This is a genomic window from Pseudomonas sp. GD04019, assembly GCF_029837695.1.
Lineage (GTDB): Bacteria > Pseudomonadota > Gammaproteobacteria > Pseudomonadales > Pseudomonadaceae > Aquipseudomonas.
Window position 1 is genome coordinate 105,326 of sequence record NZ_JAOEEA010000015.1, and the last position, 25,817, is coordinate 131,142.

General features: G+C 67.6%; 23 protein-coding genes. 15 read left to right on the forward strand and 8 right to left on the reverse strand.

The window, feature by feature from the left end:
- The 5 genes from galU to N7607_RS20960 all read right to left on the reverse strand — a co-directional run bounded on the left by galU (window position 1) and on the right by N7607_RS20960 (window position 4,255).
- Window positions 1–894, reverse strand: a complete 894-nt coding sequence (gene galU, locus N7607_RS20940; protein ID WP_279868557.1) for a UTP--glucose-1-phosphate uridylyltransferase GalU — start codon at window positions 892–894, stop codon at window positions 1–3.
- Window positions 895–972: 78 nt separating this feature from the next.
- Window positions 973–1,416: a YetF domain-containing protein gene (locus N7607_RS20945; protein ID WP_279868556.1), complete on the reverse strand. Its 444-nt coding sequence runs from the start codon at window positions 1,414–1,416 to the stop codon at window positions 973–975.
- A 9-nt stretch (window positions 1,417–1,425) separates the two neighbouring features.
- Window positions 1,426–1,932 carry a hypothetical protein gene (locus N7607_RS20950; protein ID WP_279868555.1) on the reverse strand — a complete coding sequence of 169 codons (507 nt, stop codon included), beginning with the start codon at window positions 1,930–1,932 and terminating at the stop codon, window positions 1,426–1,428.
- A 20-nt stretch (window positions 1,933–1,952) separates the two neighbouring features.
- Window positions 1,953–2,888, reverse strand: coding sequence for a class I SAM-dependent methyltransferase (locus N7607_RS20955; protein WP_279868553.1), 936 nt, complete (start codon window positions 2,886–2,888; stop codon window positions 1,953–1,955).
- A 2-nt stretch (window positions 2,889–2,890) separates the two neighbouring features.
- Window positions 2,891–4,255 (reverse strand): iron-containing redox enzyme family protein, encoded by a 1,365-nt coding sequence (locus N7607_RS20960; protein ID WP_279868617.1) that lies wholly within the window; start codon window positions 4,253–4,255, stop codon window positions 2,891–2,893.
- A gap of 147 nt (window positions 4,256–4,402) precedes the next feature.
- Between N7607_RS20960 and N7607_RS20965 the strand changes: the two genes are divergently transcribed.
- Window positions 4,403–5,557, forward strand: a complete 1,155-nt coding sequence (locus tag N7607_RS20965; protein ID WP_279868552.1) for a carboxylate-amine ligase — start codon at window positions 4,403–4,405, stop codon at window positions 5,555–5,557.
- On the opposite strand, the gene N7607_RS20970 is transcribed toward N7607_RS20965, so the two are convergent.
- Complete coding sequence (locus tag N7607_RS20970; protein WP_279868550.1) at window positions 5,554–6,024, reverse strand: hemerythrin domain-containing protein; 471 nt, start codon at window positions 6,022–6,024, stop codon at window positions 5,554–5,556. The genes N7607_RS20965 and N7607_RS20970 overlap by 4 nt on opposite strands.
- Before the next feature lie 163 nt (window positions 6,025–6,187).
- Between N7607_RS20970 and N7607_RS20975 the strand changes: the two genes are divergently transcribed.
- Window positions 6,188–7,354 carry a glutathione-dependent formaldehyde dehydrogenase gene (locus tag N7607_RS20975; protein ID WP_279868549.1) on the forward strand — a complete coding sequence of 389 codons (1,167 nt, stop codon included), beginning with the start codon at window positions 6,188–6,190 and terminating at the stop codon, window positions 7,352–7,354.
- A 79-nt stretch (window positions 7,355–7,433) separates the two neighbouring features.
- Window positions 7,434–7,964, forward strand: a complete 531-nt coding sequence (locus tag N7607_RS20980) for a DUF4142 domain-containing protein (protein WP_279868548.1) — start codon at window positions 7,434–7,436, stop codon at window positions 7,962–7,964.
- 33 nt (window positions 7,965–7,997) lie between these two features.
- Here the strand turns inward: N7607_RS20980 and N7607_RS20985 are convergent, their stop codons facing one another.
- Window positions 7,998–8,225 (reverse strand): PLD nuclease N-terminal domain-containing protein, encoded by a 228-nt coding sequence (locus tag N7607_RS20985; RefSeq protein ID WP_279868545.1) that lies wholly within the window; start codon window positions 8,223–8,225, stop codon window positions 7,998–8,000.
- 128 nt (window positions 8,226–8,353) lie between these two features.
- Here N7607_RS20985 and N7607_RS20990 point away from each other — a divergent pair, with 128 nt between their 5' ends.
- Genes N7607_RS20990 through N7607_RS21015 form a run of 6 tightly spaced genes read left to right on the forward strand, consistent with a single transcriptional unit; the run spans window position 8,354 to window position 14,348 of the window.
- Entirely contained in the window at window positions 8,354–9,694 is a 1,341-nt protein-coding gene (locus tag N7607_RS20990; protein ID WP_279868543.1) for an erythromycin esterase family protein, read from the forward strand.
- 1 nt (window position 9,695) lies between these two features.
- Window positions 9,696–10,352, forward strand: coding sequence for a phosphoribosyltransferase (locus tag N7607_RS20995; RefSeq protein ID WP_279868541.1), 657 nt, complete (start codon window positions 9,696–9,698; stop codon window positions 10,350–10,352).
- Complete coding sequence (locus tag N7607_RS21000) at window positions 10,349–11,755, forward strand: saccharopine dehydrogenase C-terminal domain-containing protein (protein WP_279868539.1); 1,407 nt, start codon at window positions 10,349–10,351, stop codon at window positions 11,753–11,755. Before N7607_RS20995 ends, N7607_RS21000 begins: the two co-directional genes overlap by 4 nt.
- A gap of 21 nt (window positions 11,756–11,776) precedes the next feature.
- A complete protein-coding gene (locus N7607_RS21005; RefSeq protein WP_279868537.1) occupies window positions 11,777–12,142 on the forward strand; it encodes a hypothetical protein in 366 nt (121 codons plus the stop codon).
- A 3-nt stretch (window positions 12,143–12,145) separates the two neighbouring features.
- Window positions 12,146–13,231, forward strand: coding sequence for a lactonase family protein (locus N7607_RS21010; protein ID WP_279868533.1), 1,086 nt, complete (start codon window positions 12,146–12,148; stop codon window positions 13,229–13,231).
- Window positions 13,224–14,348 carry a mechanosensitive ion channel domain-containing protein gene (locus N7607_RS21015; RefSeq protein ID WP_279868531.1) on the forward strand — a complete coding sequence of 375 codons (1,125 nt, stop codon included), beginning with the start codon at window positions 13,224–13,226 and terminating at the stop codon, window positions 14,346–14,348. Before N7607_RS21010 ends, N7607_RS21015 begins: the two co-directional genes overlap by 8 nt.
- Before the next feature lie 102 nt (window positions 14,349–14,450).
- Here the strand turns inward: N7607_RS21015 and N7607_RS21020 are convergent, their stop codons facing one another.
- Entirely contained in the window at window positions 14,451–14,933 is a 483-nt protein-coding gene (locus N7607_RS21020; RefSeq protein WP_279868528.1) for a CinA family protein, read from the reverse strand.
- 305 nt (window positions 14,934–15,238) lie between these two features.
- Between N7607_RS21020 and glgA the strand changes: the two genes are divergently transcribed.
- From glgA to glgX, 6 genes are read left to right on the forward strand one after another with little or no spacing between them, the layout of a single operon-like run.
- The gene (gene glgA / locus N7607_RS21025; RefSeq protein ID WP_279868527.1) at window positions 15,239–16,732 is read left to right on the forward strand and encodes a glycogen synthase GlgA; all 1,494 of its coding nucleotides are present in this window, start codon (window positions 15,239–15,241) and stop codon (window positions 16,730–16,732) included.
- Entirely contained in the window at window positions 16,732–18,486 is a 1,755-nt protein-coding gene (treZ, locus tag N7607_RS21030) for a malto-oligosyltrehalose trehalohydrolase (RefSeq protein ID WP_279868525.1), read from the forward strand. The genes glgA and treZ overlap by 1 nt, the downstream gene beginning before the upstream one ends.
- The gene (gene malQ, locus N7607_RS21035; RefSeq protein ID WP_279868524.1) at window positions 18,483–20,543 is read left to right on the forward strand and encodes a 4-alpha-glucanotransferase; all 2,061 of its coding nucleotides are present in this window, start codon (window positions 18,483–18,485) and stop codon (window positions 20,541–20,543) included. The genes treZ and malQ overlap by 4 nt, the downstream gene beginning before the upstream one ends.
- On the forward strand, window positions 20,536–23,346 hold the full coding sequence (locus tag N7607_RS21040; RefSeq protein ID WP_279868522.1) for a malto-oligosyltrehalose synthase: 2,811 nt from the start codon (window positions 20,536–20,538) through the stop codon (window positions 23,344–23,346). The genes malQ and N7607_RS21040 overlap by 8 nt, the downstream gene beginning before the upstream one ends.
- Window positions 23,333–23,605: a DUF2934 domain-containing protein gene (locus N7607_RS21045; RefSeq protein WP_279868520.1), complete on the forward strand. Its 273-nt coding sequence runs from the start codon at window positions 23,333–23,335 to the stop codon at window positions 23,603–23,605. The genes N7607_RS21040 and N7607_RS21045 overlap by 14 nt, the downstream gene beginning before the upstream one ends.
- Before the next feature lie 9 nt (window positions 23,606–23,614).
- Window positions 23,615–25,741: a glycogen debranching protein GlgX gene (gene glgX / locus N7607_RS21050; RefSeq protein WP_279868518.1), complete on the forward strand. Its 2,127-nt coding sequence runs from the start codon at window positions 23,615–23,617 to the stop codon at window positions 25,739–25,741.
- Window positions 25,742–25,817: the final 76 nt, after the last annotated feature.

Here is a 25,817-nt window from a genome sequence, read left to right on the forward strand (position 1 = left end):
CTATGCCACCGGGGAGGTCTCCAGCTCAGCCGGTTCGCTCGCCACCTTGATCTGCGGCTTTTCGTGGGCGGGCTTGTACAGGTGCTCGAAGCAGAAGTTGGTCGCCTCGACATAGCCTTCCGCGGCGCCGCAGTCGAAGCGTCGGCCCTTGAATTTGTAGGCCAGCACGCAACCTTGCTGGGCCTGTTTCAGCAAGGCGTCGGTGATCTGGATCTCGCCACCCTTGCCCGGTGCGGTCTGTTCGATGAGCTTGAAGATGTCGGGCGTGAGGATGTAGCGGCCGATGATCGCCAGGTTCGAGGGCGCATCTTCCGGACGTGGCTTCTCCACCATGCGATCGACCCGGAAGATATCGTCGCGGATGGCTTCGCCGGATATCACTCCGTACTTGGAGACTTCCTCGGGCGGCACTTCCTGGATCGCCACGATGCTGCAGCGGAACTGGTTGTACAGCTTGACCATCTGCGTCAGCACACCATCGCCGCCGGGGTTCAGGCACAGGTCATCGGCCAGCACCACGGCGAAGGCCTCGTCGCCGATCAGCGGGCGGCCGGTGAGGATGGCGTGGCCGAGGCCCTTCATCTCGACCTGGCGCGTATAGGAAAAGGTGCATTGATCGATCAGCCGGCGAATGCCACGCAGGGCGTTCTCCTTGGTGGTGTTGCTGATCTCGTGCTCCAGCTCGTAGCTGATGTCGAAGTGATCCTCCAGCGAGCGCTTGCCGCGCCCCGTGACCATGGCGATCTGCGTCAACCCGGCCTGGTAGGCTTCCTCGACGCCGTACTGGATCAGTGGCGTATCCACCACCGGCAGCATTTCCTTGGGCATGGACTTGGTGGCGGGAAGGAAGCGGGTTCCGTAGCCCGCGGCGGGGAACAGGCATTTCTTGATCATCGTGGTTTCACCGAATTGACGTATCAGCACTGATCAGCTGACTGGTCCGGTTCCGCTCTGGTTCAAGGTTTTTCCTGGTCAGTCTTCCCGCGGGATGATGGATATCTTGCCGTTGCGTTCGATGATGGCGAACTTGATCTGCTCCAGCCGCTCGATGCCGCTCTCGCGTGCCGATTCCATGATGTCGTCTAGCTTCAGGCGCGACTTGGCCAGGCGCTTTTCCAGCGGCACGCCGTGCTCCACCACGATGGTCGGCGTGCCGTCGAGCAGTGCGGCGAAACGCTGCGAATGACGCTTGAGCAGCGAGGCGCCCACATCGAGGACGATCAGGGTGATGATCACCAGCAACGCGTTGGTCAGCGAAAAGTCCTCGCCGAGCAGCGCCTGCTGCGTGGCTTCGCCGATGATCAACAGCAGCACGAAGTCGAAGGTGGTCAGCTGGGCCAGCGAGCGGCGCCCGGCCAGCTTGAACAGCACCACCAGGGCAAGGTAGATGGCGGCGGCGCGAAGTACGGCGTCCATGGGCGAGCCTCAGGGCAGGATCAGTTGCCGCAACGCGACATGTTGCGTACCGGAATCGATGCGGGCACCGTAGCGCCCGACGCCCTCAGCGCGCAGATGCAGGCGCAGACGTACCCTGCCCTGGCCATCGGCAGCTGCCAGCAGGCGCTGGCCGGAACCGTCGGACGTCGCGCTACGCAGCGGCTGCGGCTCGATTGCCTCGATGCTGACCCCGTCGAACAGATCGCCGCTCAGGTCGATCTCCAGCTGGCGCTCCCCTGCCTTCTGCACGTGGATCAACAACTCCGAGTGCGCGCCGTTGCGGGCGATGCGCTGATACTCCACCTGCAGTCGTCCGTCCGCGCTACTGGCCTTGGCCGTGCTCAGTGGTCCCTTGCCGAATACCCCGGCCAGGGCCAGCAGGACAACGGCGAGCAGACAACACCAGCCGAGCCGCTCTAACCGCCAGACCCTGAGCTGCAGCGGCATGTTTTCACGTACCGGCTCGGTTCTGCTGCGGGATTCCTCTGCATTCATCGATTGGCTTCTCCGCGCGATCAGCTGCGGGTGATGGTCAGTACTACCGCGGCGATACGCTCGACCGCCTCATAACCGGGCTCCAGCAGCTGCTCGCTGAACAGGTCCGGGTCCATTTCGCGGTAGCTCCAGACAAAGTCCTGCCCGGCCAGGTAAGCCTTGCAGTGTTCCAGCAGCGGATCGCGCCCAGCGACCATGGCCACGCCGGTGTACAGCAGCAGGCTACCGCCCGGTGCCAGGCGTGGCAGCGCAGCATCGATCAATGTCAGGGCCAGTTCCGCACCCAGCGCGCCACCGCCGTGGCGATACGGGCGCTGCTGCGGATCGAGCATGTAGGGCGGATTGCTGAGGATCAGGTCGAACTGACCGCTGACCGCGTCGAGCAGATCGCTGCGCAGCACGCGCACGTTGCCGATGCCGGCCAGGCGCGCATTGACCTCGGTGTATTCCAGGGCTAGCGGATTGATATCGAGGGCGAACACCTCCGCCATGCTATCGGCCTGGGCCACCAGCAGTGCGCCCGGCCCTGCCCCGCAGCCGATATCGGCGACCCGGTGCATTGGATTGGGCTGTTGCCGTAGATGCTGTTCGATGGCCTGGGCATAGCGATAGGTGTCCGGGCCGAAGAACACCGCGTCCGCCTCCTCGGTCGGGTAACGCGAGTGCACGTACAGCTCGCCGCCCAGGCTGGACCAGCGCACGGTGCTGAGCCAGCCGCCGTTCGGCGTTTCCAGCAAGGCGTTGGCGCTGTCCAGCAGACCGAACAGCTCGTCGCCGATGGTCTCGCGCTGGAACGGCCGGCTCCAGCCGAACACACCGGCAAGATCGCTCGCCCAGGCATTTTCCACGCGCGCATTGACCCGACTGTGGGTCAGCGGCGTCACCGTGGTGAAGTGATAGGCGCGGGCATGCAGGGCCTGACCGAGACGCAGCAGATGGCGATTGACCCGGCCCATGATCAGCGGTGGCTCGCCGCGAACAGGCGCGTGGCCAGCAGCCCGGCCGGTGTGTGATGCAAGGCCGGCGACATCAGCTCGATCAGCCGAGCGCTGCGTTGCGCGGTGGACAGCTGCTCCAGCTCCGCCAGCAGGGCACGGGTCTCGCTGGCGAAATCACCCTCACCCGTCTCCTGTGGCGCTTCCTGGCGTTGAGTGATCGACGCACCCTCCTCACCCAGCCATTCGCCAGCGATCCAGTCGTGCAGCAGTTGTCGTTCGTAGGGATTGAATACGCCGAACATGGCCGCCTTCTGGCCGTCGATCAGCTGCCAGAAGTGGCTGTCCTGCGGATCCTGGTTGCGACGAATCCAGCCTCGCGCCTGCAGCGCGGCGAGGAAGTCGCCCATGCGGCCCGGCGCGCCGAGCCACTGGTTGACCGTGCGACCGTCGATGCGGCAGTGATCGGAATGCACCCGCCCAGCGACCTGGCGCTTGCGCTCGAACATGGCCAGCAGCTCGCGCTCGAGGTCGAACTCGTCGATCACCGCATTGGTGCCGCGGCCCAGTTCGTTGAGGCGGTAGCCAAGGCTGACGCGGCGCAGGAACTCGTCGCGATCGCCGACCACCGGCAGGTTGTCCAGCAGCGCCTGTACGGCGCGCTGGGCATGGCCACTGGCGGCGTTGTCGATGGTCACATGCAGCTGGAAATAATAAGGATCGATGCCCAGCTCGCCGAGTTCGTAGGTGGTGATCAGCAGGTGCAGCGGCAGCTGTTCGTAGCCCAGGTTGTAGCCGATCAGCTCCGGCAGATAGCGCTCGGCCAGGTAGCCGAGGGCGAGCTGCTGCACCCCCTGGATATAGTGGGCATCGCTCAAGCCGCTCAGCTCGTCGCAGCCGTGCTCGGCCAACAGACGGCGATACAGCAGCACATGGTTCTGCGCCGGCTGGCCGCTGCCCAGCTCTTCGACATAGGTTTGCACCAGCGGCTGGAAGCGCAGCTCGTGCCAGTGTGGCAGCAGGCCGTACAGCCAGGCACCGTCCACCAGCTTGGTCGGTGCCACGCCACGCAGGAAGTACAAGGCATGGGCGCGGCAGCTGAAGTAACGGCGCGGCTCGCCGCGCTTGCGGGCTTGCAGGTACTCGGCGTAGGCCTCGGTGGTGCGTTTGGCGCCAGCCCTAACCCACTCCAGCAGGCGCTGCGGATCGCTCGGCAAGTCACAGGGCAGGCGTTCGGCCATGGCCAGCTGGGTGTCGAGAAAGTCCCCCGCCCGCGCCAGGCTGGCGGCATCGGCCGGCCCTCGCAGCAGCGCTTCGTAGGTGTCGCGCACCGGGTGGCAATCCACCGCGCTCAGCGGGCAGGTAGGGGGTGGTGCAGTGGTGGTCATGCTCATGGCAGGGTTCTCGCGCGATGCCTGGTATCAGTGGGAGTGCCGGTGCGTCGCAAAGATTCCACCAACAGGATTGGCGGGTTACTTGAACTCGGCGAAGCCAGGGGCCGTCCCTTGGGAAGGAACTAGACCCGGTAGATCGCCATGCCTGACCACTGCTCTGCCCCCACTTTCGGCATCGAGGAGGAATTCCTTCTGGTCGACCCGCGCAGCCGCGATGTGGTGGCCCAGCCCCCCGCCGGCCTGGTGGAAGCCTGCCGCCGGGCTTTCGGCCAGCGCCTGGCCGAGGAGATGTTCCGCAGCCAGATCGAACTGGTGACGCCGGTGCTGCACGACCTCGCCGGCGCCCGCACCTGTCTGCTGGATGGCCGTCAGCGTCTGGCCGAGATCGCCGAAAGCTATGGGCTGGGTCTGTATGGCGCCGCTACCCATCCCTTCGCCGACTGGCGCCAGCAGCTGGCCACCGACTCGCCGCACTACGCGCAGCTGTTCGCCGACTACCGTGACGTGGCCCAGCGCAGCCTGCTCTCCGGCCTGCATGTGCATGTCGGCGTGCCGGCGGATGTCGATCGGGTACGGGTGATGAACCGGGTGCTGCCCTGGCTGCCGTTGCTGCTTGCGCTAAGCGCCTCGTCGCCATTCTGGAATGGCCGGCGCAGCGGCCTGCTCAGTTACCGCCGCGCCTTGTGCGGGGAGTGGCCGCGCATGGGCATTCCCGAGGCGTTGCCCGACGAGCCGGCGTTGCAGGCCTATATCGACCTGCTGCTGGCCTCGGAGTCGATCCGCAAGCGCGGCGATGTCTGGTGGTTCATCCGCCCCTCGGCGCGCTTCCCCACTCTGGAGCTGCGGATCGCCGACGCCTGCCCGCGGGTGGCGGACGTGCTGTGCATCGCCGGGCTGTTCCGTGGCCTGGTGGCCTGGGCCATCGAGGCCAAGGATCCGGCGGACATGGGCCTGCAGCGCCTGGTGCTGGAAGAGAACTACTGGCGCGCCCGGCGCCTGGGTGGCGCGGCGCATTTTCTCGATATGGATGGCCGCAGTGCACTGCGCGCGCTGGACTGGCTGGCGCAGCTGCGCGAGCGGATCGGCCCCTGGGTCGAGGCGTTCGGCGATGGCGAAGTGTTCGAGCAGGCCCGGCGCATTCTGCGCCACGGTAGCAGTGCGGAGCGCCAGCTGGCGTTATATGAAGGTGTGCGCAGCACCGGCATCGGGCAACGTCAGGCACTGGCGGCGGTGGTCGATCAGGTGCTGGATGAAACCCGGGCCCGCTCCGTACGGAGCGAGCCCGAACCGGCCTAGGCGGCCTGGCGGCTGAGCGACTGCTTGAGGCTGCGCTTGCGCTCCTCCATCAGCTTGCCCAGCTCTTCCAGCTTCTGCGCCCCGAGCAGCTTTTCGGCCTTGGGGAACATCTCCTTCTCTTCCTCTTCGATGTGGTGCTCCAGCAGCTCTTTGAGCACCTTGGCACGGCCGGCGAAGTTGATCGTCGCCGGGTCGGTCTTGACCAGGTCCGGCAGCACCAGGGAATCCACGGTGCGGTGTTCCTCCTTGGCCTCGGCAGACATCACCCCTTCCTCGCGGCCACCGGCCTTCTCGTAGGCGGGATAGAAGATCTGTTCCTCGATATCGGTGTGCACCGCCAGTTCGAGGTGCAGTTTGTGCAGCAGATCCTGGCGGGTCTTGACCCCGCGCTCGGTGGTGGCGACGAGTTTTTCCAGCAGTTGCTTGACCACCTGATGGTCCTGTTTGAGCAGCTCTACGGCGTTCATGATTATCTCCAGGCTATGGACGGTTGACCGCTGGTGCGGACCTAGGGAATGACCTTGCGGGTGCGCCTGAAGTTCGAGTAATCCGATGGCACCGCCCGTCCAGCGGGCTGAACTCTGGGGTAGCGACTTTCCTCGATACAGGACTTGTCCCGAGGAGAATCCCATGCGCGCACTCACCTACCACGGCAGCCACGACGTTCGTGTCGAGACGGTTGCCGACCCGGTCATCCAGGCCGACGACGACATCATCCTGCGGGTAACGGCCACCGCCATCTGCGGCTCGGACCTGCACCTGTATCGCGGCAAGATTCCCCAGGTGAAGGATGGCGACATCTTCGGCCACGAGTTCATGGGCGAAGTGGTCGAGACCGGCAGCGCGGTGACCCGGGTGAGCAAGGGCGATCGGGTGGTGGTGCCCTTCGTCATCGCCTGCGGCACCTGCTTCTTCTGCGCCATGAACCTGCACGCGGCCTGCGAAACCACCAACCCAGGGCGCGGCGCCATCCTCAACAAGAAACAGATACCTTCCGGCGCCGCGCTGTTCGGCTACAGCCACCTGTATGGCGGGCTGCCCGGTGGCCAGGCCGAGTACGTGCGCGTGCCCAAGGCCAATGTCGGGCCGATGAAGATTCCCGACACCCTGGTCGACGAACAGGTGCTCTTTCTTACCGACATCCTGCCCACCGGCTACCAGGCCGTACTCAACGCCGGCATCTGTCCGGGCCACAGCGTGGCCATCTACGGCGCCGGCCCGGTCGGGCTGATGGCCGCTGCCTGCGCGCGCCTGGCCGGCGCCGAGCAGATCTTCATGACCGACGAGCATCCGTATCGCCTGGAGTTCGCCCGCCAGGCCTACGGAATCATTCCGATCAACTTCGACGAGATCGACGACCCGGCCACCGCCATCATCGAGCAGACGGCGGGCCACCGTGGGGTGGACGCGGCCATCGATGCCGTGGGCTTCGAGGCCAAGGGCAGCCCGACCGAAACCATCCTCACCACCCTCAAGCTGGAGGCCAGCAGCGGCAAGGTGCTGCGCCAGTGCATCGCCGCCGTGCGCCGTGGCGGCACGGTCAGCGTGCCGGGGGTATACGCCGGGTTCATCCACGGCTTCCTGTTCGGCGACGCGTTCGACAAGGGCCTGACCTTCAAGATGGGCCAGACCCATGTACAGGCCCTGCTGCCGATGCTGCTGGAGCACGTGGAGCGCGGCGAGCTGAAGCCCGAGGTGATCATCAGCCACCGCATGACCCTGGAGCAGGCCGCCGAGGGTTACCGGCTGTTCGACAAGAAGGAAGACGACTGCCGCAAGGTGGTGCTGCGTCCCTGAGTGCCCACTCATCCTTTTTGCTGAACTTCGCCGACGTTCGCCGCTTCTACACCAGGCAACTCAAACAGGAGAGACATCCATGCTCGATCTAAAACAACTCAGTCTTGGCCTCTTCGCCGCCGTCGCCCTGAGCGCGGGTACCGCCGTACAAGCCAACGAGACGCCCGCCGCCGAGGAACAGGTGAGCCCACGCAACTTCGTCGAGGAAGCCTCGGCCAAGGGCATCGCCGAAATCGAGACCGGCAAGCTGGCCCTGGAAAAAGGCACCACTGACGACGTCAAGGAGTTCGCCCAGAGCATGGTCGAGGACCATACCGCGGCCAACAAGGAGCTCAGCGCACTGGCCGCCAAGAAGGAACTGGAGGTGTCCACCGACGCCGAACTGATCAACCAGGCCAAGGCGCTGATCCTAAAGCTGCGCGGTGAGGCCTCGTTCGACAAGGCCTACATGAACAACCAGGTCATGGCCCACAAGGAGGCCATCGAACTGTTCCAGAAGGCCAGCAATGCCGAGGATGCCGAGATCGCCGCCTTCGCCAAGCAGACCCTGCCCAAGCTCGAACATCACCTGAAGATGGCCGAGCAGATCAACGCCCAGCTGCCCGAGTAACGCTCGGCAACGAGCCCGGGACCGCCCCCGGGCTCAGCCTTTGCTGTGTTCTGGCGAGCTCGGTGGATGGGCCAGACCGCGCGGCCCCAGCACACCCCAGACCGCCAGGCCCAGCACCGGGAACAGGGCGATACCGAGGGACCACAACGCCTTGCTTTCCACGCCCTTGTCGCTGCGATAGACGCTGAGGATGGCCCAGACATCGAGCAACAGGATGATCGCCGCCAGGGCAATGAACAGCAGCACGAATTCGCCAAACATGAAGTTGCTCCCGCAAGTGGTGTTCTGTTGTGGCCACGGCCACACCCCCGCGGTTCAGGCGAAATCGATCGAACGCCCGGCGTCATCGCCCCCTCGAATGCTGCGAGACCCATAACGAGGTATGCGCCATGCCCTCCTCTGTCCTCCGCCACGCCGAGCGTTCCAGCGAGGAACTGATCGACCTGCTGCGGCGTAGTGCCGAGCCGCTGCCGGATATCGACGCCCCCGAGTTCGCCACCGCCTTTTCGCGCTATGGTGATGCCCGAGTGGTGCTGATCGGCGAGGCCAGCCATGGCACCTCGGAGTTCTATCGCGCCCGGGCCGCCATCACCCGGCGCCTGATCGAGCAGCACGGCTTCAACATCGTCGCCATCGAGGGCGACTGGCCGGATGCCGCGCGTATCGACCGCCATGTGCGGCGTGTCGAAGTCAGCTCCGATGAAGAGACCGCCTTCGCCCGCTTCCCCAGCTGGATGTGGCGCAACCGCGAGACGCTGGCGTTCGTGCGCTGGCTGCGCGGGCATAACGTCGGCCGCGAACCGGTCGAGCGCGTGGAGTTTCGTGGCCTGGACATCTACAGCCTGCGCGCCTCCATGGAGGCGGTGTTGCGCTACCTGGACCGCCGCGACCCGGCGCGTGCCGCCGAGGCGCGCCAGCGCTACGCCTGCCTGACGCCCTGGCAGGACGATCCGGCCGCCTACGGTCGCCACGTCGAATGGGGCGCCGGCGACTCCTGCGAGGCGGCGGTGGTGGAACAGCTCGGCGAACTGCTGTGGGCGCGCCTGGAGAGCCTGGAGCGCGATGAAGGGCTGTTCGACGCGGCGCAGAATGCCCGTGTGGTGCGCTCGGCCGAGCAGTACTACCGGCTGATGTACCGCGCCTCGGTGTCGTCGTGGAACCTGCGCGACAACCACATGTTCGACACCCTCAAGCAGGTGCTCAAGCACCGCGGCCGCCAGGCCAAGGCGGTGGTCTGGGCGCACAACTCGCACATCGGCGATGCCGCCGCCACGGCCATGGGCTGGCAGGGCGAGTTCAACCTCGGTCAGCTGTGCCGCATCGGCTGGGGCGAGGACGCGGTGCTGATCGGCATGGGCACCGATCACGGCGAGGTGGCCGCCGCCGACGACTGGGGTGGCGAGTTGAAGATCAAGTCCGTGCTGCCCGCGCGCGCGGACAGTTGGGAAAGCCTGTTCCTGCGCGCCGGCCTGCCCGCCTCGCTGACCGACTGGCGCGGCGCCGGCAAGAACGCCCTGCGCCATGCCCTGGACAAGCCGCTGCTGCAACGCGCCATCGGGGTGATCTACCGGCCGCAGAACGAACGTCAGAGCCACTATTACGAGAGCGTGCTGGGCGAGCAGTTCGACGCCTACCTATGGTTCGCCCGCACCTCGCCGATCACCCCGCTGGACAGCAGCGGCGCCTTTGCCCAGGGCCACGATGCCGACATCGTGCCCTTTGGAGTCTGAGATGGGGCGCTCCGCGGAATTCAGCGACCGCCACCAGGCCGGCCTGGCCCTGGCCGGCGCGTTGCGCAAATTGCACCTGCACGAGCCGGTGGTACTGGCCCTGCCCCGTGGCGGCGTACCGGTCGGCCATCCCATCGCCCGTGAACTGGGCGCTCCCCTGGACATCCTGCTGGTGCGCAAGATCGGTGCGCCCGGCCAGCCGGAGTTCGCCCTGGGCGCCGTCGTGGATAGCGTGGAGCCGCAGTGGGTGGTGGACGAAGACATGCTGCGCCTGTTCGACCCGGCGCCCGGCTGGTTCGCCCAGCAGGTGACCGAGCAGCTGCGCGAGATCGAGCGGCGCCGCTCGCTGTACTGCGGCCCACGCCTGCCACTGCCGCTGGAGAACCGTGAGGTGATCCTGGTGGACGACGGCCTGGCCACCGGCAGCACCGCACGGGTGGCGCTGCAGGGGCTGCGCAAGCTGCATCCGCGCCGCGTGGTCCTCGCCGTGCCGGTGGGGCCGGGCGAGGCGGTGGAAAAACTGCGGCCGCTGGTGGATGAGCTGATCTGCCTGGTCACCCCCGAGCCGTTTCGCGCCGTCGGCGATCACTATCTCGACTTCAGCCAGGTCTCCGACCTGGAGGTCATGGAGCTGCTGTCGCCAGGAGCGCGGATATGAACGCCCCCTACCCGTTCGACGGACGCCTGCTGCTGATCGGCTTCGGCTGCATCGGCCGTGGCGTGCTGCCGCTGTTGCTGCGGCATATCGACCTGCAGCCGGCGCAGCTGCTGATCATCACGCCCGACGATACCGACCGGCCGATCGCCGAACAGTACGGGGTCGAGCTGCGCAGCGTGCGCCTAACCGAGGACAACTACCGGGCGGAGCTGGAACCGCTGCTCGGCCCCGGCGACTTCCTGCTCAATCTCTCGGTGAATGTGGAGAGCGCGGCGCTGATCGCCCTGTGCCAGGAGCGCAACGCGCTGTACCTGGACACCTGCACCGAGCCCTGGGCCGGCGCCTATACCGACAGCCGACAGTCGGCCTCCGAGCGCAGCAACTACGCCCTGCGCGAACGCCTGCTGGCGCGCCGACGTGGCGAGGCTGGTGGCAGCACGGCGCTGATCACCCACGGCGCCAACCCGGGGCTGGTCTCGCACCTGGTCAAGCAGGCATTGCTGCAGCTGGCCACCGACCTCGGTCAGCCCCAGGCAGCCCCGCTCGACCGCCTGGGCTGGGCGAGCATGGCCCAGCGCCTGGGCGTGCGCTGCATCCATATCGCCGAGCGCGACTCGCAATACGCCGCGCAGCACAAGGTCGACGACGAATTCGTCAACACCTGGTCGGTGGACGGCTTCATTGGCGAAGCCTGCCAACCTGCCGAACTGGGCTGGGGCAGCCACGAGAAGAACCTGCCGCTGGACGGCCGACGCCACGCCTTCGGCTGCCAGGCGGCGATCTACCTGCAGCGCCCGGGTGCCGCCACCCGCGTGCACACCTGGACGCCATCCGGCCCCACCCAGGGCTTTCTGGTGACCCACAGCGAGGCGATCTCCATCGCCGACTACCTCACCGTCGGCCGCGGCGAGCAGCCCGAGTACCGTCCCACCGTGCACTACGCCTACCAGCCCTGCGACGATGCCCTACTCTCGCTGCATGAACTGGCCGCGCGCAACTGGCAACCGCAGTCGCGCCAACGCCTGCTGGACGCGGAAATAGCCGGCGGGCGCGACGAGCTCGGCGTGTTGCTGCTCGGCCATGCGCGCACTGCCTACTGGTTCGGCTCGCAGCTGAGCATCGAGCAGGCCCGCGCGCTATGCCCGCACAACAGCGCCACCAGCCTGCAGGTCACGGCGTCGGTGATGGCCGGGGTGATCTGGGCCATGGCAAACCCGGACCGCGGCATTCTCGAACCCGACCAGCTGCCGCACGAGGAGATCCTCGCGCTGTGCCGTCCCTACCTGGGCGAGCTGGTCGGACTGTATAGCGACTGGACGCCCCTGCGGGACCGGGAGCGGCTGTTCGACGAGGCGCTGGATCGCGACGATCCCTGGCAGTTCGCCAACTTTCGCGTGGACTAAAGGAGAAAAGGAGCAAGCGCCATGTTCGACTCATTCAACCTGATCCTGCCGATCCGCCTGCTCGGCGCCGCCCTGCTGCTGGGCGGCCTGGTCATGGCTGCCGGCGACATCCGCCTGAGTGCGTCGCTGCAGGAGTTTCTCGGCGACCTGCTGTTGCTGTCGCTGGGGGCACTGTTTCTGTTGCGGCGCGGCGAGGCCCTGGCGCTGTATGCCCTGATCACGGTGCTCGCCAGCCTGTGGGCGCTGCTGGAAGTCAGCGTGGACGGCTGGCAGCTGCTGCCGCGGCTGTTGATCTGGTTCGTCGTCGGACTCTTGCTGTTGCCTGCCAATCAGGCCCTGGGACAGGCCTTGGAGGCGCGCAGCCTGCGTGCCCAGGGAATCAAGTAGCGCATGGCGGGCCTCGATCACGAACTGTTGGTGGGTTGCGCCGAGTGCGATGAGATTCTGCGCCTGGGCTTCGATGTCGCCAGCGGCCGCCTGGAGCAGCGCCCGCTGCAGCGCATCGACGCGAGCAAGGCCTCGTGGCTGGTGGTGTTCGCGGGCGGCGAGCGGCTGTTCGCCCTGGAAGATGTACAGGGAGGTGGCCGGGTCAGCGCCTGGCGCCGCGACGCCACGGGGCAGTTCATCGCCGGCGCCAGCATGCCCAGCGAAGGCGTCGAGGCGGTGCATGGCAGCCTCGGCGCGGAGGCGCGCCACCTGCTGGTCGCCCACTATTGCGCAGACGCCCTGCCCGGCGGCTCGCTGGCGGTGCTGCCAGTCAGTGCCGACGGCCTGGGGCGGGTGACCCAGCTGCTCGCCGAACCCTTCGAACGGCCCGGCGCGCAGCGGCAGGCCTCGTCGCATATCCACTGCGTGGTGGTGGCGCCCGGCGGCCGACAGGTCTTCGCCTGCGACCTGGGCGCGGATCGCCTCTACCACTATCACTACCGGGCCGAGGACGGCGCTCCGCTGGCGCCGGTCAACCCGCGTTATCTGCAGCTGCCCGAAGGCAGCGGGCCGCGCCATCTGCTGTTCGATGCCAGTGGGCGGCACGCCTATCTCACCCTGGAGCTGAGCAACCAGGTCGCCCTGCTCGACTATCAGAATGACCGCCTGAGCCTGCGCACCCTGTATGACCTCGACCCGACCCTGCAGCCGCCAGCGGACCGGCGCCTGGGCGCCCTGCATCTATCGGCGGACGGCCGCTTCCTCTATGTCAGCCGGCGCGGCGCGGAGAACCAGCTGGTGGTCTATGCGGTGGACCCGTCCGATGGGACCCTGGAGGAGCTGCAGCGGCGTGACAGCGGTGGCGTGGAGCCTCGTGAATTCGCACTGGCCCCGGACGGGCGCTTCCTGCTGGTGGCCAACCAGCGCAGCGACAACCTGCTGGTCATCCGGCGCGACCCGGCCAGCGGCCTGCTCGGCGACACCCTCCAGGAGCTGAATGTGCCCAGCCCCAGCGATCTCAAGTTCATCGCGGCGGTGGCTCATGGATAGCGCCTGGCTCGACCTGCTGCCCTGGCCCGAGCTGCGTACCCTGGGCGTCGCGTTGCTGGTGGCACTGCTGCTGGAGGTGGTGGCCGGCTGGCTGCTGCGCCTGCTCACCCGCCTGACCCAGAACCTGCTGACCGCCCGCGAGCTGCTGCAGCGGGCCCGTGCGCCGGTGCGGCTGCTGCTGCCGCTGTGCGGGGTGCAGGTGGTGCTGAGTTCGGCGCCGGACCACCTGCTGCTGATCGACGGTGCCCGGCGCCTGGTGCTGCTGGCGATGATCGCCGCCTTCACCTGGCTCGGCCTGCGTGCGGCGGATGCGATCCAGCGGGTCATAGTCGCCCGTCACCCGGTGGACGTGGCGGACAACCTGCAGGCGCGGCGCATCCAGACCCAGACCCGGGTGCTGGCGCGCACGCTCAGCGTGTTCGTGGTGATCTTCGGCGCCTCGACCATGCTCATGACCTTCCCCGCCGCGCGCCAGTTCGGCGCCAGCCTGCTGGCCTCGGCCGGGCTCGCCGGCCTGGCGGTGGGTTTCGCGGCCAAGCCGGTGCTGGGCAACCTGATCGCCGGGCTGCAGATCGCCCTGACCCAGCCAATCCGCCTGGACGACGTGGTGATAGTCGAGAACGAATGGGGGCGCATCGAAGAGATCACCGGCAGCTATGTGGTGGTGCGCATCTGGGACGACCGCCGCCTGGTAGTGCCGCTGCAGTGGTTCATCGAGCACCCCTTCCAGAACTGGACCCGCAGCAACTCCTCCATCACCGGCGCGGTGCTGCTGTGGGTCGATTACTCCACACCGCTGGAGCCCTTGCGCGAGGAGCTGACGCGCCTGTGCGACGAGGCCACCCATCTGTGGGATGGTCGGGTGCGGGTGCTGCAGCTAGTGGATGCCGGCGAACGCGCGATCCAGTTGCGTGTACTGGTCAGTTCGGCCAATTCGTCGCACAACTGGGATCTGCGCTGCTACCTGCGTGAGAACCTGGTGAACTTCATCTGCGCCAACTTCCCCGGTTGCCTGCCGCAGCTACGCGCCTCGGTGGGCAGCGCCTGGGGTGTCGATCTGGTGGAAAAGGCGCCAAGCGGCCAGGTGGTGGAGGCGGAGCGCCAACCGCCGGTTTAGGCCAGACCGAGTAGGAGCGAGCTCTGCTCGCGAACCGAGCCGCGAAAGGTTTTCGCGAGCAGAGCTCGCTCCTACGTAATCACAACAGTATTCGACCCGGCCTCACATCACCCGCAGCCGCTCGTAGTAGTACGGCAGCTGCAGCAGCGCATAGCGCGCCGCCGCGTAACGTACGTCGTTGCGCTCGCCCTCGAACTTCAGCGTCTCGCTGACCACACCCTCGTGGTCGTTGATGCGCATGGCGCAGGCGAAGCACTGCACGCCGTCCATCGGGCCATCCGCCTCGGCCAGTCCGGTATTGGCCAGGGCGATGTCGGCGCGGCTCATCTTCAGCGCGCCGAGGGCCATTTCCCGGGTCACCTCTTCGCTGGTCAGGCCGAAGTGATCGATGGTCATGCGGTTGACCCCCAGACACATCTGCTTGGCCTCCGGGGAATAGACCACGAAGCCGCTGTCGAGCACCGCCCCGCTGCCGGGAATCTCGGCCATCAGCGAGGCCATCAGGCCGCCGGTACAGGACTCGGCGGTGCTCAGGGTCAGACGGTACTTCTCGAGGAAGTGCACTACCTGCTCGACGCTCTGCATCTGTGTGCCCTCTCTGCCGATGCGGTTGGTTCATGCCCATGGGAAGGCCGCGCGGCGCTCAAAGTTCAAGTTTTCCGGCCGAAGATGGCGTGCAAAAAAGTCGAAACTTTCCGTCAAGCGCTCCGGTCAGGGAAAGAGTATGGGGTTGTCGGTTTATCAGCAGACGACGCCAGTCGGGCCAAGCAGAGCCGACTTGGCTGGAGCGCCTTGTGTGGCGTTCCAGGCGAAGCGGCAGGCGATCCACTGAATATCGGAGTGAAGACATGGGAAACGTCGCTGTGACCGCAAGAATCGATGCACAGGCCATGACACAGCATCCAGCGCCACCGCAACTGCACGTCGAGAGCCTGCATGAACAGAAGAAGCGCGTTCTCTTCGTCACCTCCGAGTTCGCCGACCTGGTCAAGGTCGGTGGCCTGGGCGACGTGTCCGCCGCCCTGCCCCGCGCGCTGTCGAGCCACCACGATATCCGCGTGCTGATTCCCGGCTACCGCCAGGTCATGGAGAGCGGCCAGAACATTCGCGTGGTGGGCGAGATCGCCGGCCACGCCGCCTTGCCACCGTGCAAGATCGGGCGCATGGACCTGGCCGACGGCCTGATCATCTATGTGCTGATCAACCCCGAACTGTACGAGCGCGACGGCACGCCCTATGGCGACGCCCACGGTCGCGACTGGGCGGACAACCACATCCGCTTCGCCCGCCTGGGCCTGGCCGCCGCCGAGATCGCCAGCGGCACCGCCTGCATCCGCTGGTGCCCGGAATTGGTCCATGCCAACGACTGGCCGGCCGCCCTCGCGCCGGCCTACATGGCTTGGCGCCGGGTGGCCAGCCCCACCGTGCTGACCATTCACAACCTGGCCTACCAGGGGCTGTGCGATCTGCAATGCAACGCCGAGCTGGGCATTCCCGCCGAGGCCTGTGGCAGCGACGGTATGGAGTTCTACGGCAAGCTGTCGTTCCTCAAGGCCGGCATCGTCTATGCCAGCCACGTGACCACGGTGAGCCGCACCTACGCCGAGGAGATCACCACCCCGGCCTTCGGCTGCGGCCTGGAGGGCATGCTGCGGGCCAAGGTGGCCGAGGGCCAGCTCAGCGGCATCATCAATGGCATCGACGAAAGCTGGGAGCCGCGTACCGACCCCCATCTGGTGCAGGGCTTCGGCGTGCGCCAGTGGCAAGGCAAGCGGGCCAACGCCGCCCATGTCGAGCAGATGCTCGGCCTGGATGCGGACGGCCCACTGTTCGCCGTGGTCTCGCGCCTGGTGCAGCAGAAAGGCATCGACCTGACCCGCGGCGTGGCCGAACAGATAGTCGCCCAGGGCGGCCGCCTGGCCGTGATCGGACGCGGCGAGCCCGAGTTGGAGGCGGCCATGGCCGAGCTGGGCCGCCGCCACCCGGGACGCATTGGTGTGCATATCGGCTTCAACGAGACGGACGCTCGGCGCATCTTTGCCGGCAGCGACTTCCTGCTCATGCCTTCGCGTTTCGAGCCCTGCGGCCTGAGCCAGATGTACGCCCAGCGCTTCGGCTCGCTGCCGATTGCCCGGCGCACCGGCGGCCTGGCCGACACCATCGAGGATGGCGTCACCGGCTTCCTGTTCCGCGAAGCCTCGCTGGAGAGTTACCAGGAGGCGGTGCAGCGCGCGTTCAACGTCTATCGTCACCCCGAACTGCTCAGCGCCATGCGTTGCCGGGCCATGGCCGCGCCGCTGTTCTGGCGGGAGTCGGTGCTGCCCTACGATGAGCTTTATCAGGAACTGCTGGGCGCCACTCGCCTTGCCGCGGACGCGCTTTGATGTATAGCCATGGAGCCACGCGGCTGGACGAGCGGCGCACCCGCTTCGCCCTGTGGGCACCGGACTGCCGCGAGGTAGCGCTGGAACTGCAGGACGGCTCGCTGCAGCCGATGCAGGAGGCGGCGCACGGCTGGTTCGAGAGCACGCTGGAATGCTCGGCGGACGCCAGCTACCGCTTCATCGTCGACGGCAGCCGGCGGGTGCCGGACCCGGCCTCGCGCCGGCAGTTCGGCGACGTGCACGGTTTCAGTCGGGTGGTCGACCACCGCAGCTATGGGTGGCGGCATGCCAACTGGCGCGGGCGCCCCTGGCACGAGACGGTGATCTACGAGTTGCACGCCGGCCTGCTGGGCGGCTATGCCGGTGTCGAGGCGCTGCTGCCGCACCTGGCCGAGCTGGGCGTGACGGCCATCGAGCTGATGCCCCTGGGCGAATTTCCCGGGCGGCGCAACTGGGGCTATGACGGCGTGCTGCCGTTCGCCCCGGATGGCAGCTACGGCACGCCGGACCAGCTCAAGCACCTGATCGACAGCGCCCACGGCATGGGCCTGATGGTGTTCGTCGACGTGGTCTACAACCACTTCGGCCCGGATGGCAATTATCTGGGGCAGTACGCCAGCGCCTTCTTCCGCGAGGACCGCCACACGCCCTGGGGCGCGGCCATCGACTTCCGCCGCCCACAGGTACGCGACTTCTTCTGCGAAAACGCCCTGATGTGGCTGCTCGACTACCGCGTCGACGGCCTGCGCCTGGACGCCGTGCATGCCATTGGCGACGACGACTTCCTCGCCGACCTGGCCGACCGGGTGTATGCCGCGGTGCCGCGTGGCCGTCACGTGCACCTGATCCTGGAGAACGAGAACAACTCGGCCAGCCTGCTGGAGCGCAGCTACACCGCCCAGTGGAACGACGATGGTCACAACGCCCTGCACGTATTGCTGACCGGCGAGACCGAGGGTTACTACGCCGACTTCGCCGAGGATGCCACCGCCAAGCTGGCCACCTGCCTGGCCGAGGGCTTCGTCTACCAGGGCCAGGCCAACCGCCATGGCAAGCCGAGGGGCGAGCCCAGCGGCCAGCTGCCGCCGATGTCCTTCGTGCTGTTCCTGCAGAACCATGACCAGGTCGGCAACCGTGCCTTCGGCGAGCGCCTGGCCGCCATGGCCGACGAGGACGCGCTGAAGGCCGCCACCCTGCTGCTGTTGCTCTCGCCCATGGTGCCGCTGTTGTTCATGGGTGAGGAGTGGGGCTCGATCCAGCCGTTCCTGTTCTTCACCGACCATCAGGGCGAGCTGGCCAATGCGGTGCGCGATGGCCGGCGCAACGAGTTCGCCGAGTTCTCCCGTTTCGCCGATCCGGCGCTGCTGCAGCGCATCCCCGACCCCAACGACCTGGCCACCTTCACCCGCTCGCAACCGGACCTGGCGCCCAGCAGCCAACCGCGCCAGCGTGAGTGGCTGGACTACTACCGGCGCCTGCTGCACCTGCGCCACAGCCGCATCGTGCCGGCCCTGCCCGGCACCCATTCGCTGGGCGTCACGGTGCTGGCGCCTGGCGCGCTATCGGCCGGCTGGCGCCTCGGCAACAGCCAGCTGCTGCGCATCGACATCAACCTGGGAGGCCTCGCCGTGGAAACCGGTGCCCGCTCGCCAGCCGGCAAGCTGCTGTGCGCCCACCGGGTCAACGAGGAGGAATATCGCCAGGGACTGCTACCAGCACGCAGCGCCCAGGCCGTGCTGGAGGTGGCGCCATGAGTGATGCCCTGCTCGCCGAACTGGCCGACGCCGCCGGCCTGAGCGTGGACTGGCAGGATGCCAACGGCCGCCCGCAGCGGGTCAGCCCCGAGGCGCAGCGGCGCCTGCTGGAGTCTCTCGGTTTTCCCGCCCAGAGCCCGCAGCAGATCCAGGGCAGCCTGGCCGAATTGCGCCAGCGCCACGCCAATCCGGCCACCGATCCGCTGCTGACCCTGGAACAGGACCAGGCCACCTGTCTGCGCGGCTTCGCGCCGGAACAAGCCTACAAACTGACCCGCGAGGACGGCGAGGTCCAGTCCGGCCGGCTCGACCAGCATGGCTGCCTGCCCGCCCAGGAGCTGCCGGGCTATCACCGCCTGGAGATCGGCGATGCGCGCCTGACCCTGGCGGTGGCACCACCGGCCTGCCGCAGCGTCGAGGAGCTGTGTGGCAAGCGCCACGCCTGGGGCCTCACCGCCCAGCTGTACTCGCTACGCCGTCCCGGCGACGGTGGCTTGGGTGATACCCGCGCCCTGGAGGACCTGGCCCGGCACGCAGCCAACCATGGCGCCGATGCGCTGGCGATCAGCCCGGTGCACGCCATGTTCGCCGCCGATCCCGAGCATTACAGCCCCTATTCGCCGTCCAGCCGGCTGTTCTTCAACGTCCTGCACGCCGACCCGGCCAATCTGCTGGGCGGCGAAGCGGTGGAATGGGCCATCGCCGCCTGCGACCTGCAGGAGGAATGGTCGCGCCTGGAGCAGCTGGAGCTGATCGACTGGCCCGCCGTGGCCAAAGCCCGGCAGTGCCTGCTGCGCGAGCTGTACCGCGACTTCCGCGAGAGCGACGGCTCGCTGCTCGGCAATTTCACCGCCTTCTGCGACGCCGGTGGCGACGCCCTGCTGCAGCACTGCCGCTTCGAGGCGCTGCACGGCCACATGCTGGCGCGTGGCGAATCGGGCGACTGGCGCAATTGGCCGGAGCATTTCCGCGATCCGCGCCATGCCGCGGTGCAGCGCTTCGCCAGCCAGCACGCCGACGACGTCGGCTTCCACGCCTTCGCCCAGTGGCTGGTGGCCCGCGGCCTGGAGAGCGCGCAGACGGTGGCCACCGGCGCCGGCATGGGCATCGGCCTGATCGCCGATCTGGCGGTGGGCGCCGACTGCGCCGGCAGCCAGGCCTGGAGCCGCCAGGACGAGCTGCTGCAGGAGGTGACGGTCGGCGCGCCACCGGACATCCTCAACCGCGCCGGGCAGAACTGGGGGGTATCCGCCTTTTCTCCCGAGGGCCTGCGTCGCCACGGTTTCCGCGCCTTCATCGAGATGCTCCAGGCCAACCTGGCGCATGCCGGCGGCATCCGCATCGACCATGTGATGGGCCTGCAGCGCCTGTGGGTCATCCCCCATGGCGGCGAGCCGCAGGACGGCGCCTACCTGCGCTACCCGATGACCGACCTGCTGCGCCTGTTGGCGCTGGAGTCCCACCGCCATCGCGCGCTGGTCATCGGCGAGGACCTGGGCACGGTGCCCGAGGGCCTGCGCGAGGAACTGGCGCGGCGCAATATCCTCGGCATGCGCGTGCTGCTGTTCGAGCAGCACGATGATCGCTTCATCGCCCCGCGCCACTGGCCGCGCGACGCCCTGGCCACCACCAGTACCCACGACCTGCCGACCATCAAGGGCTGGCTGGCCGGGCATGACATCGACTGGCGCCTGCGCGCCGGCCACAGCCGCCCGGAACAGGAGAGCGACGACCGCGCCGAGCGCGCCCGGGAAAGCGCCGCGCTGGTCGACGCGCTGGCCGAGCACGGGCGCCTGCACGGCCCGCGCGAGGATGCCGAAGCCTGCCTGCAGGCCAGCATCGATTACATCGGCGGCACACCGGCGTCCCTGGTGCTGCTGCCGCTGGAGGACGCCACCAGCGCCGACCAGCAGCCCAACCTGCCAGGCTCCGGCAACGCCCACCCCAACTGGCGCCGCCGCCAGGCCCTGCCGGCGCGCCAACTGCTCGAACAGCCGGACATCGAGCGCCGCCTGACCCGGCTGGCCAAGGCTCGCCAGGAGGCCATCGATGATTGATCTGCGCGCCACCCTGCGCCTGCAATTCCACCAGGGCTTCACCCTGCACGATGCAGTAGAGCTGGTGCCCTACTTCGCGCGCCTGGGCATCAGCCATGTGTACGCCTCGCCGCTGCTCACCGCGCGCCCGGGATCGATGCACGGCTACGACGTGGTCGACCCGACCCGGGTCAACCCCGAGCTGGGCGGCGAGCCCGGCCTGGTGCGCCTGGTCGAGGCCCTGCACGGGCGCGGCATCGGCCTGATCCTCGACATAGTGCCCAACCATATGGCCGTCGGCGGCGATGCCAACCCCTGGTGGCTGGACTTGCTGGAGTGGGGCAAGGACAGCCCCTTCGCCAAGTTCTTCGACATCCAGTGGCACTCCCATGACCCGCTGCTGGCCGGCCAGTTGCTGGTGCCCTTCCTGCGCACGGACTATGGCGAAGCCCTGTCCGGCGGCAGCATCGCCCTGCACTTCGACCCGGAACAGGGGCGCTTCTACGCCCAGCACTTCGAACATCGCCTGCCGATCACCCCGCCCAGCTATGGCGAGATACTGCGCAGTGCCGATGACCCGGCGCTGGCCGAGCTGGCCAAGCGCTTCGACGCCCTGCGCGGCGACAGCGATGCCTGGCACAGCAGCCAGCCGCTGTGCACCGAACTGGCGCAACTGGGCCGCCCGGAGCTGGCTGGCGAGGCCATTCGCCGTGCGCTGGCCGGTTACCGCTGCGACGACGAAGCCGGCGTGCAACGCCTGCATCAGTTGCTGGAACGCCAGCATTACCGGGTGGCCAGCTGGCGCACGGCGGCCGACGACATCAACTGGCGGCGCTTCTTCGACATCAACGAGCTCGGGGGCCTGCGGGTGGAGCGCCCGGAAGTGTTCGAGCTGACCCACGGCAAGATCTTCCAGATGATCGAACAGGGCCTGGTCGACGGCCTGCGCATCGACCATGTCGACGGCCTGGCCAACCCGCGCACCTACTGCCGGCGCCTGCGCCGCCGGGTCGACCTGCTGCTGGCCCAGCGCCCGCAGGCGACCTTCGGCCAGCACTTCCCGATCTATGTGGAGAAGATCCTCGGCTACGGCGAACACTTGCCGGATAGCTGGAGTGTCGATGGCACCACCGGCTACGAGTTCATGAACCAGCTCGCCCTGCTGCAGCACGACCCGCGCGGCGAGCAGCCCCTGCGCGAGCTGTGGAGCGAACTGGGCGGCCGCCCGCAGGAATTCGCCGACGAGGCGCTGGAGGCGCGGCGCCTGGTGCTCGGCAGCTCGCTCACCGGCGATCTGGAAGAAGTCGCCCAGGGCCTGCTGCAGGTGGCCCGCAACGACATCGCCACCCGCGACCTGACCCTGGCCTCGATTCGCCGCGCGCTGTTGGAGCTGATCGTGCATTTCCCGGTGTACCGTACCTACGCCAACGCCTGCGGCCGCTCCGAGCAGGACCAGCATGTGTTCCAGCAGGCTCTGGACGGCGCCCGCCTGACCCTGGCCGAAGCCGACTGGCCGCTGCTCGACCACCTCGACCGCTGGCTCGGCGGCCAGCCGCTGCACGAGCTGCCACCAGGCCGCCCGCGCAAGCTGCGCGCGCGGGTGCTGAGCCGCTTCCAGCAACTGACCTCGCCGGTGGCAGCCAAGGCGGTAGAGGACACCGCCTGCTACCGCGCCGGCGTATTGCTGTCGCGCTACGACGTGGGCTTCGACGCCGAGCACTTCAGCCAGCCCCTGGAATACTTCCACCAGTGCAACCGCGAGCGGGCCAGCAAGCTGCCGTACAACCAGCTGGCCACCGCCACCCACGACCACAAGCGTGGCGAGGACAGCCGCGCCCGCCTCGCCGTGCTCAGCGAACGTGCGCCCTGGTATGCCGAGAAGGTCCAGCGCTGGCGCACCCTGGCTGCAGTGTGGCGTGGCGACCTACCGGAGAATTCGCCGAGCGCCGATGAAGAGCTGATCCTTTATCAAGCCCTGCTCGGCAGCTGGCCACTGGAACTGGGCGCGGACGATGCCGAGGGCCTGCAGGCCTACCTGCAACGCATGCGTACCTGGCAACAGAAGGCCCTGCGCGAGGCCAAGCTGAACAGCAGCTGGAGCGCCCCCAACGGCGAGCACGAGGCGGACAGCCAGGAGTTCCTCGAACGCCTGCTGACCCGCCCGGAAGGCCGCGAGCTGCGCCTGGAACTGGTGGCCGCGGTGGCCGCCATCGCACCGGCCGGCGCCCTCAACAGCCTGGCCCAGTGCCTACTCAAATACAGCGCGCCGGGCGTGCCGGACCTGTACCAGGGCTGCGAGTACTGGGACTTTAGCCTGGTCGATCCGGACAACCGGCGGCCGGTGGACTTCGCCGCCCGCGTCGCCTCGCTGGACGGTCTGGCCGAGCCGTCCGAGCTGCTGGCCCATTGGCGGGACGGCCGGGTCAAGCAATGGCTGATCGCCAACCTGCTGGCCATCCGGCATGCCCGCCCGCAACTGTTCGCCCGTGGCGACTACCGTCCGCTGGAGGTCGAGGGCGAACAGGCCGGCCGCGTCCTGGCCTTCGCCCGCAGCTTCGGCGATGCCCATCTGGTGGCCGTGGTGCCGCGCCTGGCCGCCGGCCTGCTGGGCAGCAACGAGGTGCCGCACATCCCCGCCGAGCACTGGGGCGACACCCGCATCGTGCTGCCGCCGGAGTTCGCCGATCTCGCCACCACCGGCATTTTCCCGCCGCATCAACCAATCAATCACGGCCATCTGCACCTGGCCGAGGTGTTGGCGGAATTCCCGGTCAATCTCATTTGCCTCAAACCGCGTCAGGAGAATTGTCATGAGCATCGATGAACAACGCGTCCGCGAATTCGCCTACCAGATCTGGGAGTCGGAAGGTAAGCCGGCCGGCCAGGAGGAGCGCCACTGGGCCATGGCCTACAAGCTGGCCGAGGCCGAGGCCGCGACCGAGCAACTGCCGACGCTCAAGCCACGACGCATCAGCAAGCCCAAGGCGGTGACGCTGGCCGAGGCGCAGGCCCAGGCCGACCAGCCGGCCCTGCTGAAGAAGCCGCGCGCCCCGCGCAGCACCACCAAGACGCCCAAGGCCTGAGAGGTGAGCATGGGTAAGCAGCGCTCGCGCATCGCCGAAGGCCACCCCTTCCCCCTCGGTGCCACCTGGGACGGACTGGGCGTCAACTTCGCCCTGTTTTCCGCCCACGCCACCAAGGTGGAACTATGCCTGTTCGACGACCAGGGCAAGACCGAGATCGAGCGCATCGAGTTGCCCGAGTACACCGACGAGATCTGGCACGGCTACCTGCCGGACGCCCATCCCGGCCAAGTCTACGGCTACCGGGTGTACGGCCCGTACGAGCCGGACGCCGGGCACCGCTTCAATCCCAACAAGCTGCTGATCGACCCCTACGCCAAGCAACTGGTGGGCAAGCTGCGGTGGTCCGAGGCGCTGTTCGGCTACACCATCGGCCATCCGGATGCCGACCTCAGCTTCGACGAGCGCGACAGCGCCGCCTTCGTGCCCAAGAGCAAGGTCATGGACCCGGCCTTCACCTGGGGCGAGCAGGCGCCGATCCGCGTGCCGTGGGACAGCACCATCCTCTACGAGACCCACCTGCGCGGCATCAGCATGCTGCACCCGGCCGTGCCGGAGAACCTGCGCGGCACCTGCGCCGGGCTGATGAACCCGGAGCTGCTCAAGCACATCCGCTCGCTCGGGGTTTCCAGCATCGAGCTGCTGCCGGTACATGCCTTCGTCAACGACCAGCATCTGCTGGAAAAGGGCATGAACAACTACTGGGGATACAACAGCATCGGCTTCTTCGCCCCGCACCCGGCGTACCTGGCCAGCGGCAAGGTCAGCGAGTTCAAGGAGATGGTCGCGCACCTGCATGACGCCGGCCTGGAGCTGATTCTCGACGTGGTCTACAACCACACCGCCGAGGGCAACGAGCGCGGTCCGACCCTGTGCATGCGCGGCATCGACAACGCCAGCTACTACCGCCTGATGCCGGACGACCGGCGCTACTACATCAACGACTCCGGCACCGGCAACACCCTCGACCTGTCGCACCCCTGCGTGTTGCAGATGGTCACCGACTCGCTGCGCTACTGGGCCACCGAGATGCGCGTGGACGGCTTCCGCTTCGACCTGGCGACCATCCTCGGCCGCTACGCCGACGGCTTCGACGAGCGCCACAGCTTCCTGGTCGCCTGCCGCCAGGACCCGGTACTGAGCAAGGTCAAGCTGATCGCCGAGCCCTGGGACTGCGGCCCCGGTGGTTACCAGGTCGGCGGATTCCCGCCCGGCTGGGCGGAATGGAACGACAAGTTCCGCGACAACGCCCGCGCCTTCTGGAAAGGCGACGGCGGCCAGTTGGCCGAGCTGGCCAGCCGCCTCACCGCCTCGGGCGACCTGTTCAACCAACGCGGCCGCCGCCCTTTTGCCTCGGTCAACTTCATCACCGCTCATGACGGCTTCACCCTGCGCGACGTGGTGTCCTACGACCACAAGCACAACGAGGCCAACGACGAAGACAATCGCGACGGCACCGACAACAACATCTCCTGGAACCACGGCTGTGAAGGGCCGAGCGACGACGAGCAGATCCGCGAGCTGCGCCTGCGGCAGATGCGCAACCTGCTGGCCACCCTGCTGTTCGCCCAGGGCACGCCGATGCTGCTGGCCGGCGACGAGTTCGGCCGCACCCAGCAGGGCAACAACAACGCCTACTGCCAGGACAACGAGCTGAGCTGGGTGGACTGGAACATCGACGAGGAAGGCCAGGGGCTGATCGCCTTCACCCGGCGCCTGATCGCGCTGCGCCGCGCCTATCCGATCCTGCGTCGCGGGCGCTTCTTCGTCGGCCATTACAACGAGGAGCTGGGGGTCAAGGACGTGACCTGGCTGGCGCCCAACGGCGAGGAGATGACCGAGGAAAACTGGCACGACGGCGAGGCGCGTTGCATGGGCATGCTCCTGGACGGTCGCGCCCAGCCCACCGGCATCCGCCGCAGGGGCGACGATGCCACCCTGCTGCTGATCCTCAACGCCTACCACGAGGCCGTGGACTTCCTCCTGCCGGAGGTGGCCGAGGGCTCGGCCTGGGTCGGCCTGCTCGACAGCAACCAGCCCCAGCAGCGCAGTACCGAGCAGTTCGCCTTCGGCAGCCAGTTCCAGGTGACGCCGCGCTCGCTGTTGCTGTTCAAGCTGCAGAAGGAAAGCGACTGATCCGCGGCGAAAAAAGCCTGAACCGCGCCCGTCCCCTCCAGTCGGAAACTGTAGGCGCCGCAAAAGCGGCGCTGTC

What these genes read in the sequence shown, in the direction of transcription:
- N7607_RS21020 (WP_279868528.1), bottom strand. Translation starts at nt 14,933, where the DNA reads ATGCAGAGCGTCGAGCAGGTAGTGCACTTCCTCGAGAAGTACCGTCTG.
- N7607_RS20995 (WP_279868541.1), top strand. Translation starts at nt 9,696, where the DNA reads ATGGGGCGCTCCGCGGAATTCAGCGACCGCCACCAGGCCGGCCTGGCC.
- N7607_RS21040 (WP_279868522.1), top strand. Translation starts at nt 20,536, where the DNA reads ATGATTGATCTGCGCGCCACCCTGCGCCTGCAATTCCACCAGGGCTTC.
- treZ (WP_279868525.1), top strand. Translation starts at nt 16,732, where the DNA reads ATGTATAGCCATGGAGCCACGCGGCTGGACGAGCGGCGCACCCGCTTC.
- N7607_RS21000 (WP_279868539.1), top strand. Translation starts at nt 10,349, where the DNA reads ATGAACGCCCCCTACCCGTTCGACGGACGCCTGCTGCTGATCGGCTTC.
- N7607_RS21010 (WP_279868533.1), top strand. Translation starts at nt 12,146, where the DNA reads ATGGCGGGCCTCGATCACGAACTGTTGGTGGGTTGCGCCGAGTGCGAT.
- N7607_RS20980 (WP_279868548.1), top strand. Translation starts at nt 7,434, where the DNA reads ATGCTCGATCTAAAACAACTCAGTCTTGGCCTCTTCGCCGCCGTCGCC.
- N7607_RS20965 (WP_279868552.1), top strand. Translation starts at nt 4,403, where the DNA reads ATGCCTGACCACTGCTCTGCCCCCACTTTCGGCATCGAGGAGGAATTC.
- glgX (WP_279868518.1), top strand. Translation starts at nt 23,615, where the DNA reads ATGGGTAAGCAGCGCTCGCGCATCGCCGAAGGCCACCCCTTCCCCCTC.
- glgA (WP_279868527.1), top strand. Translation starts at nt 15,239, where the DNA reads ATGACACAGCATCCAGCGCCACCGCAACTGCACGTCGAGAGCCTGCAT.
- N7607_RS21045 (WP_279868520.1), top strand. Translation starts at nt 23,333, where the DNA reads ATGAGCATCGATGAACAACGCGTCCGCGAATTCGCCTACCAGATCTGG.
- malQ (WP_279868524.1), top strand. Translation starts at nt 18,483, where the DNA reads ATGAGTGATGCCCTGCTCGCCGAACTGGCCGACGCCGCCGGCCTGAGC.
- N7607_RS20955 (WP_279868553.1), bottom strand. Translation starts at nt 2,888, where the DNA reads ATGGGCCGGGTCAATCGCCATCTGCTGCGTCTCGGTCAGGCCCTGCAT.
- N7607_RS20970 (WP_279868550.1), bottom strand. Translation starts at nt 6,024, where the DNA reads ATGAACGCCGTAGAGCTGCTCAAACAGGACCATCAGGTGGTCAAGCAA.
- N7607_RS20985 (WP_279868545.1), bottom strand. Translation starts at nt 8,225, where the DNA reads ATGTTTGGCGAATTCGTGCTGCTGTTCATTGCCCTGGCGGCGATCATC.
- N7607_RS20975 (WP_279868549.1), top strand. Translation starts at nt 6,188, where the DNA reads ATGCGCGCACTCACCTACCACGGCAGCCACGACGTTCGTGTCGAGACG.
- N7607_RS20990 (WP_279868543.1), top strand. Translation starts at nt 8,354, where the DNA reads ATGCCCTCCTCTGTCCTCCGCCACGCCGAGCGTTCCAGCGAGGAACTG.
- N7607_RS20950 (WP_279868555.1), bottom strand. Translation starts at nt 1,932, where the DNA reads ATGAATGCAGAGGAATCCCGCAGCAGAACCGAGCCGGTACGTGAAAAC.
- galU (WP_279868557.1), bottom strand. Translation starts at nt 894, where the DNA reads ATGATCAAGAAATGCCTGTTCCCCGCCGCGGGCTACGGAACCCGCTTC.
- N7607_RS20945 (WP_279868556.1), bottom strand. Translation starts at nt 1,416, where the DNA reads ATGGACGCCGTACTTCGCGCCGCCGCCATCTACCTTGCCCTGGTGGTG.
- N7607_RS21015 (WP_279868531.1), top strand. Translation starts at nt 13,224, where the DNA reads ATGGATAGCGCCTGGCTCGACCTGCTGCCCTGGCCCGAGCTGCGTACC.
- N7607_RS21005 (WP_279868537.1), top strand. Translation starts at nt 11,777, where the DNA reads ATGTTCGACTCATTCAACCTGATCCTGCCGATCCGCCTGCTCGGCGCC.
- N7607_RS20960 (WP_279868617.1), bottom strand. Translation starts at nt 4,255, where the DNA reads ATGACCACCACTGCACCACCCCCTACCTGCCCGCTGAGCGCGGTGGAT.